This is a genomic window from Nocardia sp. NPDC060220, assembly GCF_042727815.1.
Taxonomy (GTDB): domain Bacteria; phylum Actinomycetota; class Actinomycetes; order Mycobacteriales; family Mycobacteriaceae; genus Nocardia.
Window position 1 is genome coordinate 1 of record NZ_JBHWZY010000138.1, and the last position, 10,986, is coordinate 10,986.

11 protein-coding genes are annotated in these 10,986 nt (G+C 69.1%); 9 read left to right on the plus strand and 2 right to left on the minus strand.

Translation table 11 applies throughout. The features are described 5' to 3' along the window. Positions 1-32 precede the first annotated feature (32 nt). The 4 genes from ACFWF3_RS09790 (at position 33) to ligA (ending at position 5,859) form a co-directional block, all read left to right on the plus strand. A complete protein-coding gene (locus tag ACFWF3_RS09790; protein ID WP_379313288.1) occupies positions 33-1,253 on the plus strand; it encodes a cysteine desulfurase family protein in 1,221 nt (406 codons plus the stop codon). Next, entirely contained in the window at positions 1,253-2,371 is a 1,119-nt protein-coding gene (gene mnmA, locus ACFWF3_RS09795; protein WP_379313290.1) for a tRNA 2-thiouridine(34) synthase MnmA, read from the plus strand. Before ACFWF3_RS09790 ends, mnmA begins: the two co-directional genes overlap by 1 nt. 201 nt (positions 2,372-2,572) lie before the next feature. Beyond that, positions 2,573-3,631, plus strand: a complete 1,059-nt coding sequence (locus ACFWF3_RS09800) for a methionine synthase (RefSeq protein WP_379313296.1) — start codon at positions 2,573-2,575, stop codon at positions 3,629-3,631. 89 nt (positions 3,632-3,720) lie between these two features. Further along, positions 3,721-5,859 (plus strand): NAD-dependent DNA ligase LigA, encoded by a 2,139-nt coding sequence (gene ligA, locus ACFWF3_RS09805; RefSeq protein WP_379313292.1) that lies wholly within the window; start codon positions 3,721-3,723, stop codon positions 5,857-5,859. 15 nt (positions 5,860-5,874) lie between these two features. On the opposite strand, the gene ACFWF3_RS09810 is transcribed toward ligA, so the two are convergent. Beyond that, entirely contained in the window at positions 5,875-6,186 is a 312-nt protein-coding gene (locus ACFWF3_RS09810) for a hypothetical protein (RefSeq protein WP_101466309.1), read from the minus strand. Between the two features lie 244 nt (positions 6,187-6,430). On the opposite strand from ACFWF3_RS09810, the gene ACFWF3_RS09815 reads away from it, so the two are divergent. The 3 genes from ACFWF3_RS09815 to ACFWF3_RS09825 all read left to right on the plus strand — a co-directional run bounded on the left by ACFWF3_RS09815 (position 6,431) and on the right by ACFWF3_RS09825 (position 8,560). After that, the gene (locus ACFWF3_RS09815; RefSeq protein ID WP_379313293.1) at positions 6,431-7,609 is read left to right on the plus strand and encodes an ATP/GTP-binding protein; all 1,179 of its coding nucleotides are present in this window, start codon (positions 6,431-6,433) and stop codon (positions 7,607-7,609) included. 20 nt (positions 7,610-7,629) lie between these two features. Beyond that, positions 7,630-7,974, plus strand: coding sequence for a hypothetical protein (locus ACFWF3_RS09820; RefSeq protein WP_378991589.1), 345 nt, complete (start codon positions 7,630-7,632; stop codon positions 7,972-7,974). 70 nt (positions 7,975-8,044) lie between these two features. Further along, on the plus strand, positions 8,045-8,560 hold the full coding sequence (locus tag ACFWF3_RS09825) for a GNAT family N-acetyltransferase (protein WP_378991590.1): 516 nt from the start codon (positions 8,045-8,047) through the stop codon (positions 8,558-8,560). A gap of 5 nt (positions 8,561-8,565) precedes the next feature. Here ACFWF3_RS09825 and ACFWF3_RS09830 read toward each other — a convergent pair whose 3' ends face one another. Continuing rightward, positions 8,566-9,216: an amino acid-binding protein gene (locus ACFWF3_RS09830; protein WP_358105186.1), complete on the minus strand. Its 651-nt coding sequence runs from the start codon at positions 9,214-9,216 to the stop codon at positions 8,566-8,568. Between the two features lie 299 nt (positions 9,217-9,515). Between ACFWF3_RS09830 and gatC the strand changes: the two genes are divergently transcribed. Further along, on the plus strand, positions 9,516-9,812 hold the full coding sequence (gatC, locus tag ACFWF3_RS09835; protein WP_101466314.1) for an Asp-tRNA(Asn)/Glu-tRNA(Gln) amidotransferase subunit GatC: 297 nt from the start codon (positions 9,516-9,518) through the stop codon (positions 9,810-9,812). After that, positions 9,809-10,986, plus strand: a 1,178-nt coding sequence (gene gatA, locus ACFWF3_RS09840) for an Asp-tRNA(Asn)/Glu-tRNA(Gln) amidotransferase subunit GatA (protein WP_379313294.1), incomplete at its 3' end; no start/stop codon positions are given. The genes gatC and gatA, both read left to right, overlap by 4 nt.

A 10,986-nucleotide genomic window follows, 5' to 3' on the forward strand; every position in this document is an offset into this window, starting at 1 on the left:
CCAGGTCAGCGGTGGTATAGGCTTTGTCGGTCATGAAGTCGGCTTATTCGGGTCCGATCAGCGGTGCGCCCAAGACGGTCTACCTCGATCACGCGGCGACCACTCCGATGTTGCCCGCCGCCGTCGAGGCGATGACGGCTGCCCTCGGGGCGGTCGGCAACGCGTCCTCGCTGCACGGTTCGGGGCGGGCGGCGCGGCGGTCGCTGGAGGAGGCGCGCGAGTCGATCGCGGCTGATCTGGGTGCTCGGCCGTCCGAGGTGATCTTCACCTCCGGGGGCACCGAGAGCGACAATTTGGCCGTCAAGGGGATCTTCTGGGGGCGCAGGGCGGCGGATCCGCGGCGTACCAGGATCGTCACCAGCTCGGTCGAGCATCACGCGGTGCTCGACGCGGTCGAGTGGCTCGAGAAGCACGAGGGTGCGCAGGTCAGCTGGCTGCCGGTCGACGCCGAGGGTGTCGTGTCGCCGCAGGTGTTGCGTGAGGTACTCGCCGCGCATGCCGATGAGGTGGCGCTGGTCAGTGTGATGTGGGCCAACAACGAGGTCGGGACGATCGAGCCGATCGCCGAATTGGCCGCTGTCGCGCAGGAATTCGACATCCCGATGCACAGCGACGCCATTCAGGCGGTGACCCAGATTCCGGTCGACTTCGCCGCGAGCGGGCTGGCCGCGCTGAGCGTGGCCGGACACAAGGTCGGCGGTCCGCACGGGATCGGCGTACTGCTGCTGGGCCGAAGCGTGCCGTGTGTGCCGCTGGTGCACGGCGGCGGGCACGAACGCGACCTGCGCTCCGGTACCTCCGATGTGGCCGCGGCGATCGGGATGGCCGCCGCGCTGCGCGATGCCGTCACCGACCTGCCCGGGCGCGCTCAGCGATTGCGGGCGTTGCGCGACGAGTTGATCGACGGCGTGCGGGCCGCTGTGCCGGATGCCGTACTCAACGGGCCCGCGCAACGACTGCCCGGCAACGCTCACTTCACGTTCCCCGGGTGCGAGGGCGACTCGCTGCTCATGCTGCTCGACGCCGCCGGTGTCGAATGCTCCACCGGTTCGGCCTGCAACGCGGGCGTCGCCTCGCCCAGCCATGTGCTGATCGCGATGGGTGTGCAACCGTGGCAGGCGCGCAGTTCGCTGCGCTTCACGCTCGGTCACACGTCGACCGGAGCCGATGTCGAAACACTGTTGACCGTGCTGCCGCAGGTCATCGATCGGGCCAGGGCCGCAGGCCTGGCCGGCGCTAGAGGAGGTGCCTGATGAGAGTTCTCGCCGCGATGAGTGGTGGTGTCGATTCCGCGGTGGCCGCGGCGCGGGCCGTGGACGCCGGGCACGAGGTGGTCGGGGTGCATCTGGCGCTGTCGGCCAACCCGGGCACGCTGCGCACCGGGTCGCGTGGTTGCTGCTCCAAGGAAGACGCCGGTGACGCGCGTCGCGCCGCCGATGTGCTCGGAATCCCGTTCTACGTCTGGGATTTCGCCGATCGCTTCAAGGAAGACGTGATCGACGACTTCGTCGCCGCCTACGCCGCGGGGGAGACCCCGAACCCGTGTCTGCGCTGCAACGAGAAGATCAAGTTCTCCGCGCTGGCCGATCGCGCGCAGGCGCTGGGCTTCGACGCGGTGGTGACCGGGCATTACGCGCGGCTCGACGAGGGCGTGCTGCGTCGTGCTGTCGACGCGGACAAGGACCAGTCCTACGTGTTGGCCGTGCTCACCGCCGAACAGCTCGCGCGGGCGATGTTCCCGGTCGGCGACACCCCCAAGCCGCGGATCCGCGAGGAAGCCGCCGAGCGGGGGCTGGCGGTGGCGAACAAGCCCGACAGCCACGACATCTGTTTCATCCCGTCCGGGGATACCCGCGCCTTCCTCGGTGCCAAGATCGGCATCCGGCCCGGTGCGCTGGTCGATTCCGACGGCACGGTGCTCGGTAGTCACGAGGGTGTGCACGGGTTCACCGTCGGTCAGCGCAAGGGCCTCGGCCTGGGCCACACCGCCGCCGACGGCAAGCCGCGGTATGTGACCGGGATCGATCCCGATTCGGGGACCGTCAAGGTCGGTTCGGTCGAGGATCTACAGGTCGACATCGTCACCGCCGACCGCGCGATCTGGACTTCCGGCGTGCGCCCGGCCTCGTCGGTCGAGTGCGTCGTGCAGGTGCGTGCGCACGGCGGGACCGCGCCGGCCGTGGTCGAGCCCGAGGGCGACGGTTTCGTCGCCAGGTTGCGTGAGCCGCTCACCGGCGTCGCGAAGGGCCAGGCCATCGTGCTGTACCTGCCCGACGCCGACGGCGGCGACACCGTGATCGGCAGCGGCACCATCAACGGCACCGACCGTGCCGCGGGCATCGAGTCCGATTCGTCGGCGGCGTCAGCCTGATCGTGTCGTGGCGGGTGTGCCGGCAGTCGGCGCGCACGGCAGGATGACGGGTGACGGCCCGCGCCGTGGTGCGGCGCCCGGTTCGTGGTGGTCGACGCCGATCCGGTGTGGACCACTGACCCAGACGACACGAAAGGTGTTGAGCGCGTGACGTTGTGGCGTGGCAGTGAGCAGTCCGGCGACCCGGCCGCGGCGGAGCCGGTGGACTTGCTCGCCGGGGCGTTCGCCACCGGTCTCGGTTCCTGGCCGGGCACCGATCCACTCGAGGCGGCGACCACCATCGTCGGTGAACTGCCGGAACTGCCCCACCTCGTCGAACTTCCCGAACGCGGGATCGGCGCCGACATGATCGGACGCGCCTCCGCGCTCCTGGTGGATCTGCGGTTCGACGCGACCACCCGCGGTTACCGGCTCGCCGACCGCCCGGGTTCGGTCTCGCGGAAGGCCCGCGACTTCGTGCGCGTCGATCTCGACGCGATCGAGGAAGCCTGGGAGACAGCGGGTCTCGTCGGTTCCGGCCGGGCGATCAAGATCCAGTCGGTCGGACCGCTCACCCTCGCCGCCGAGGTCGAACTGCCCGGCGGCCATCGCATTCTCACCGATCGCGGTGCGCTGCGCGACCTCACGGACTCGCTGGCCGAGGGCCTGGCCCTGCACGCCGCCGAGATCGGAAAGCGACTCGGGGCGAACGTGGTTGTGCAACTGGATGAACCGCAGTTGACGACGGTTCTCGACGGATCGCTGACCGGCCCGAGCGTGCTCAACACCGTCCGCGCGCTGCCCGGTCCGGAGGCGATCCACTTCCTCGACGTCGTGATCAACGCCCAACCGGGACCGGTCATCCTGCATACCTGCGCGGCCCGCCCGGCCTTGCCCACCCTGCGCCGCACGGCGGCCGCCGCCCTGTCCTTCGACGCGTCGGCCATCACCACCGCCGACTTCGACGACATCGGCGAAGCCGTGGACTCCGGCAAGAAGCTGGCCCTCGGACTCGTCCCCACCGAACCGCCCACGAGCCCGCTCACCTGGCGCGCCGCCGCCGAGCCCGCGGTCCGGCTCGTGGACGATCTCGGCTTCCCTCGTGCGGCCCTCACCCGAGTCCTGGTCACCCCGACCTGCGGTCTGGCGGGCGCTCCGCTCGCGTGGTCTCGCACGGCCCTCGCGCTGGCCGCCGACGTTGCCCGCGCTTTCGCCGAGGACCCGGAGTCGCTCACCGTCGAGCGGCCGGAACCGTCGCGCTCGGGCCGCGGTCGTCGGTGACGTAGCTCCCGCCGATCTCCACGAAATCTCGTTCCTGCACGGCTGCGACGTGCATGGATGTGTCGGTGGGCTCGACTAATCTCTGGTGGGTGAGTGACAGCGACAGCGCGGTATCTGTGAGTGCCGAAGCGGCTACGCCCGAGCAGCGGGTGCAGTGGCAACAGTTGGCCGACGAGGTGCGTGGGCATCAGTTCCGCTACTACCTGCGGGACGCACCGATCATCACCGACGGTGAGTTCGACGCGTTGCTGCGCGCATTGCAGGCTCTCGAGGACGCGCATCCGGATCTGCGGACTCCCGACTCGCCCACGCAGCTGGTCGGCGGCGGATTCGCGACCGAGTTCACCGCGGTCGATCATCTCGAGCGGATGCTGTCGCTGGACAACGTGTTCGACTACGACGAACTGCGCACCTGGGCGAGCAGGGTGGAAGCCGAAACCGGGTCCGGGCTGCACTATCTGTGCGAAGTCAAGATCGACGGCGTCGCGTTGAACCTCGTGTACGAGAACGGCAAGCTGGTGCGCGGTGCGACTCGCGGTGACGGGCGCACCGGGGAGGACGTCACCCTCAACGCGCGCACCATCGAAGACATCCCCGCCGAGCTCACCCCGACCGAGGAATTCCCGATCCCGGAGCTCCTGGAAGTACGCGGCGAGGTGTATTTCCGGCTCGAGGACTTCGAGACGTTGAACGCTCAGATCGTCGCCGAGGGCAAACCGCCGTACGCGAATCCGCGCAATACCGCCGCCGGATCGCTGCGCCAGAAGAATCCCGCGATCACCGCCCAGCGTCGGCTGCGGATGATCTGCCACGGGTTCGGCCGCATCGCGGGATACCGCCCGGCCTCCCAGCACGAGGCATACCAGGCACTGGCTGCCTGGGGCCTGCCGGTCTCGGCCCACACCCGCCTGGTCGAGGGCATCGACGCGGTCATCGAGCGGGTCGCCTACTGGGGCGAACATCGCCACGACATCGAGCACGAGATCGACGGTCAGGTGATCAAGGTCGACGAGACGGCCCTGCAACGCCGTCTCGGCTCCACCTCCCGTGCCCCACGTTGGGCCATCGCCTACAAGTACCCGCCCGAAGAGGCCACCACCACGCTGCTCAACATCGAGGTCAACGTCGGCCGCACCGGTCGGGTCACCCCGTTCGCGGTGATGGCGCCGGTCTCGATCGCCGGCTCGACCGTGTCGATGGCGACCCTGCACAATGCCGCCGAAGTGCGGCGCAAGGGTGTGCTGATCGGTGATACCGTCACGATCCGCAAGGCCGGTGATGTGATTCCCGAGGTCCTCGGGCCCGTCGTCGACGCGCGTACCGGTGCCGAACGCGAATTCGTCATGCCGACGCACTGCCCCGAGTGCGCCACCGAACTCGCCCCCGCCAAGGAGGGCGACGCCGACATCCGCTGCCCCAACCAGCGGCATTGCCCGGCCCAGCTGCGCGAACGCGTCTTCCACCTGGCCGGTCGCGGCGCCTTCGACATCGAGGCCCTCGGCTACGAAGCCGCCAACGACCTGCTCACCTCGGGCGCGATCACCGACGAGGGCGACCTGTTCGCCCTCGACGCGCAGGATCTGCTCGGCGTGCCGTTGTTCACCAAACAGGACGGCACCCTCTCGGCCAACGGTGCCCGCCTGCTCGCGAACCTCGAAGCGGCCAAGGACACTCCGCTGTGGCGGGTGCTCGTCGCGTTGTCCATCCGCCATGTCGGCCCGACCGCGGCCCGTGCGTTGGCCGCCGAGTTCGCGGACCTCGAGCGCATCGAATCCGCGACAGGAGAAGAACTGTCAGCCACCGACGGTGTCGGCCCCACTATCGCCGCCGCGGTCGTGGAATGGTTCACCGTCGACTGGCATCGCGCGATCGTCGACAAGTGGCGAGCGGCCGGGGTGCGGATGGAAGACGAGCGTGACGAATCCATCGAGCGCAACCTCGACGGCCTGTCGATCGTCGTCACCGGCTCCCTGCAGACCTTCAGCCGCGACGGCGCGAAGGAGGCGATCCTCGTTCGCGGCGGCAAGGCGGCGGGCTCGGTGTCGAAGAAGACCGCGTTCGTGGTGATCGGCGAGGCGCCCGGTTCGAAAGCGGCCAAGGCCGAAGAGCTGGGCGTTCAGATCCTCGACGAAGACGGCTTCCGGCTACTGCTGGAGGGCGGCCCCGACGCGGTCAGGGTCGCACCGGACGATCCGCTCGTGGCGGACCAGCCGAGCCCGGCGACGTGAACAGCCGGGTTCGCGTCAGTTCGGGGTGACGGTGACCGTGTTGCCGATCTGGGTCTTCATGTCGAACGACGCGCACTGCCCGTTGCTGAGCTCCTGGGTGCGCAACGGCCGCTTCTTGATGTTGGTCTGGATCTCCACCGTCACATCGGTGCTCGCCATCGAGCACACCTTCGACACCGGAGCGTCGGTGTAGGACACCGACCCCGCACCCTGACACGAGTTGGTCGAGTTCCCCAGGAACACCCGCGCGGTTCCCGTCGGGCACGGATCGGCCAGCGCACTGGGCGCACTCACCAGCGCCGCGGGCACGAGCGCTCCCGCGGTCACCGCGGCAACGACAACTCCGCGAACAATTACCCGAACCGCCATTACGCGCACCCATCCCTCATCGCCGACCGCCGAACCTGCGACGAACCAGCCGCAGTGTCCAGCACCTTAGTGCGTCCGAACCGAACACGCGCGGGATCGGTGCTGCCGTTCGCCGGATCAGGCTGCCGCGTGGGCGAGCCCCCGTGTCCCTTAGTCTTGCCAAGAATCTCGGAGAGGCGGACCCTTGCTGCGCAGTTTTCAGGTGACCAATCATGGATCGCTGGCGGAGGCTCAGCAGTTGCGGCTGACCAAGGGGGCAGGCGGGCCGTTGGCGGTGCCGGTGACCGCGGTGCACGGGGTGGCGGCGGCCGGGAAGACGAGCGTGATCGACGCGATCGGGCAGATGCGGGACGCGGTCCTGAATTCCGTGAGCGGATGGGACCCCTACGCGGGCCCGGTGCGGCGACCGCATCTCGGGTTCGCCGAGCGGCCGACGGAATTCGTCGCCGGATTCGTCGCCGAGGGCGTGCCCTACACCTACGGGTTCCGGCTCGACAACGCCGACGTGGTCGCGGAGTGGCTCTACACCCATCCTCGGTCGCGCAAGCGGATCGTGTTCGAACGCCGGGGTGACGAGGTGAAGATCGGGCCGATGTTCGAAGCGGCCCGGTACGGGGTGGCGGCGCTGGTGCCGTTGCTGCGGCCGAACGCGCTGCTGCTGAGTTTGGCGGGGCAGATGTACGCCGAGGCGCTCGTGCCCGCGTACCGGTGGTTCGCGGCGAATCTGACTGTGCAGCAGGGCGATGTCGACACCGACGCGCTCGCGCACGATCTCGGCAGCCATATCTCCCGCTCGCCCGACAACGCGGCGCGTCTGCTGATGCTGCTGCGCACCGCCGATCTCGGGATCGAGGATCTGCTCGTCGCCGAACACGATCCGATGTACGCGGACTACCTGCGTGATCTGGACGCCGAGATCGGCGCGCTGGCAGGCCATCTCGACCACCCCGAGCAGATTCTCGTGGATCGCGAGCTGAGCACCCTGCGCGCGGCGCGGGACGCGCTGTACCGGCGCATGGTCGACCGCCGCGGCGCGGGGCTGAGCCTTGTGCACGAGGGCATCGACGTCCCGTTCGAACTGGCCGACGAATCCACGGCCACCCGTTCGCTGCTGCGCGTACTGCCCGCCATGCTGGAGGCTCTCGACACCGGCCAGGTGCTCGCGGTCGACGATCTCGGCGTCGGCCTGCCGGTCGAGGAGACCGACCGCCTCGTCCAGTTGTTCCAGAACCCGGAGACCAATTCCCGTGGCGCACAACTGATCTACACCACCGCCGATCGAGCGCTGATCGACCGCGGCAACGGCCGCTCCCAGCGCACCCGCACGGCGGTGTGGCAGGTGCGCCGTGCACGGGGGGTCAGCGAACTCACGCCGCTGTGAGCGGGGCATAGCATGGGCGCATGCTCGAAGTGGTGATGGCGGTAGCGCTGGTGACGATGCTGGTGGTGACGATCGCGGCCGTCGTCTCCGGACGGACCGGCCGGGGAAGGGCGAACCTCGAACACGGGTCGCTCTACGTGACCGGTGTCAGCCCGCTGCCCGCGATGACCGGCGAGCACTACGTGACGATCACCGGCACCGTCACCGGTCCGTCGATCACCGGCAAGGTCGTCTACCGCCGCTTCGCCTGGGACGCCGCACACTGGCCCGCACCCGGCGACCACCTCGCCGTGGCCTACCCACCGCACAACCCCGACGACTGGCACGCCGAGCACCCCGGCTTGCGCCCCTACCTCGGCTCTTGAGCGACCTCACCGATCTCGCCGGGCATGGGTGAGTCGGAGCTCACAAGCGTCCAGATGGGAGCATTCGGGGATGCACGGTACCGATGAGCAGACCACCGGACTTCTGATCCGCCCCGCCCACCCCGACGAATACGACGCGGTCGCCGCGTTGACTGTGGAGGTGTACGTGGGCGACGGCTATGTCCCCGACGGGGACGATTATGTGCGGGAACTCGCCGACGTGGCGCACCGGGCCGCCGAGGCCGAGGTCCTCGTCGCCGTGCACGACGGTGCGGTCGTCGGCTCGCTCACCGTCGCGAAGCCCGGCACGCCCTACGCGGAGATCGCTCAGCCCGGCGAACTCGAGTTCCGGATGCTCGCGGTATCCAAGCGGGCACGCGGACTCGGTGTCGGCACCGCGCTGGTTCGCGCCGTCGTCGACGAGGCGAGATCAGGCGGTTTCGACGCAGTCGCGCTCACCACGATGTTCTCGATGGTCGACGCCCACCGAATCTACGAGCGCCTCGGCTTCGTCGGTGTGCCCGAACGTGATTGGGCCACCCACGACGGACTGCAACTGTTCGTGATGCGGCTCGCGCTGCGCTGACCCGATCAGTTCAGGACGGTGGCGACGATGCCGGCGAGGTAGCCGAGCCGCGCCACCTCCGACGGCCGGAAGTCGGGCCCACCGGGGCGACCGAGGAGCAGTGCCCTGCCGGTGTTGCCCAGCGGCGCGGCGGCCAGCTTGGTGTCCATGTCGCGCCAGATCTCGGGCACCCATTCGGCCTCACCGTCGAGCCACATCGGCTTCTCGATGGGCATCCACGGGGCCGAACCCGCTTGTGTCTCAGGGGCACTCGGGCTACCGACGATGCGGTAGGCGCCCGCCGGGCCGAGGCCGATGATCGTGGACCAGCCGACGCGCAGCACCCGCGGGCAGCCGTCGACGAGTACCTGGAGCCGGTCGTCGCGAGCACTGGCGACCTGGTCGATCAGCTCGAGCTCGCGGTGGGTGTCGAGCACGCCGGAGTACGGGCGAATGGAGTCGACGCTCACATCGCGCACCGACTCCGCGGCGGTGATGAGGGTGTCGGGCAGTGCGCCGGTAGGCACTTCGACGACGAGATCGTCGATCGCGAACCCGGCGCCGCGTTCCACGACATCGAGCGAGAGAATGTCCGCGCCGACCCCGCCGAGGGCGAGTGCGAGGGAGCCGAGGCTTCCCGGTCGATCCGGAAGTTGCACGCGGAGCAGGTATGACACGTGCGTTCCTTTCCATAACGGCCGGGGTTGTTCGAGACGAATACCCGGTGAAGCAATACTTACACCCCTGAACGCGGGTTCTCGACCCGAAGTATGACCCCATCGGCGCGACATGCGCGAACTTTCGTGTGCGGCGGGTGCGTCCGAGCCGCGGGGGCGGGCGCGTCGAAACCGATATGACGCGCCGATCAGGCGTACCTCCGCCTGCGCTCCGGCCATGCGCAGGCTGTGGATTGCTTCGCGACCGTGTGAATTAGGCTGTACCGATACTGCCCACCGAAGCCGAAAGGGGTCCCGCGGTGCCCGCAATCTCCCGTGACGAGGTCGCTCACCTCGCCCGGCTGTCCCGGCTGGCGTTGACCGACGCCGAACTCGACCAGTTCGCCGGTCAGCTGGATTCGATCCTCAGCCACGTGCAGACCATCACCGAGGTCGCCGCCGACGTCCCCGCCACCGCGTCGCCGAATCCGACGACCAATGTGACCAGGCCCGATGTGGTCACGCCCGGTCTCACCCCCGAGCAGGCGCTGGACCAGGCGCCCGCCGTGGAAGAACAGCGTTTCCTGGTCCCGCAGATCCTGGGAGAGGGCGAATGAGCGAGTTGACGCAGCTGTCGGCTGCCGAGCTGGCGAGCAAGATCCACGGCGGCGAGGTGACCTCCACCGAGGTCACCCAGGCGCACCTGGATCGCATCGGCAAGGTCGACGGTGAGCTCAACGCCTTCCTGCACGTGGCGGGCGACGAAGCCCTCGCCGCGGCCGCCGTGGTCGACGCCGCGCTCGCCGCGGGCGAAACGCCCGCCTCGTCGCTGGCGGGAGTTCCGTTGGCGCTCAAGGACGTTTTCACCACCACCGACATGCCGACCACCTGTGCCTCGAAGATCCTCGAGGGCTGGATGTCGCCGTACGACGCGACGGTCACCGCACGGCTGCGGGCCGCGGGCATCCCGATTCTCGGCAAGACCAACATGGACGAGTTCGCGATGGGCTCGTCCACCGAGAACTCCGCCTACGGTCCCACCCGCAATCCGTGGGACACCACCCGCATCCCCGGTGGTTCCGGTGGCGGTTCGGCGGCGGCGCTGGCTTCGTTCCAGGCGCCGCTGGCGATCGGTACCGACACCGGTGGCTCGATTCGTCAGCCCGCCGCGGTCACCGCGACGGTCGGGGTGAAGCCCACCTACGGCACCGTCTCGCGCTACGGCCTGATCGCGTGCGCGTCGTCGCTGGATCAGGGTGGTCCGTGTGGTCGCACCGTGCTCGACACCGCGCTGTTGCACGAGGTGATCGCCGGGCACGACCCGCGCGACTCCACCTCGCGCAATGTTCCGGTGGCGCCGGTGGTGGCCGCTGCCAAGCAGGGCGCCAACGGTGACCTGACGGGCGTGCGCGTCGGTGTGGTGCGTGAATTGCACTCCGACAGTTACCAATCCGGCGTCATCGCCTCCTTCGACGCCGCCGTCGCGGTGCTGAAGGAACTGGGCGCCGAGGTGGTCGAGGTGTCGTGCCCCAGCTTCGAGTACGCGCTGTCCTCGTACTACCTGGTGATGCCGTCGGAGGTGTCGTCGAACCTGGCGCGCTTCGACGCCATGCGCTACGGCCTGCGCGTCGGTGACGACGGCAGCCACAGCGCCGACCAGGTGATGTCGCTGACCCGCGAGGCCGGTTTCGGTCCGGAGGTCAAGCGCCGCATCATGATCGGCACCTACGCGCTGTCGGCGGGCTACTACGACGCCTACTACGGCCAGGCGCTGAAGGTTCGCACGATGAT

Excerpts from the sequence above, each read along its gene's own strand:
- ACFWF3_RS09825 (WP_378991590.1), top strand. The coding sequence starts at position 8,045 with ATGCACGGTACCGATGAGCAGACCACCGGACTTCTGATCCGCCCCGCC.
- mnmA (WP_379313290.1), top strand. The coding sequence starts at position 1,253 with ATGAGAGTTCTCGCCGCGATGAGTGGTGGTGTCGATTCCGCGGTGGCC.
- ACFWF3_RS09820 (WP_378991589.1), top strand. The coding sequence starts at position 7,630 with ATGCTCGAAGTGGTGATGGCGGTAGCGCTGGTGACGATGCTGGTGGTG.
- ACFWF3_RS09790 (WP_379313288.1), top strand. The coding sequence starts at position 33 with ATGAAGTCGGCTTATTCGGGTCCGATCAGCGGTGCGCCCAAGACGGTC.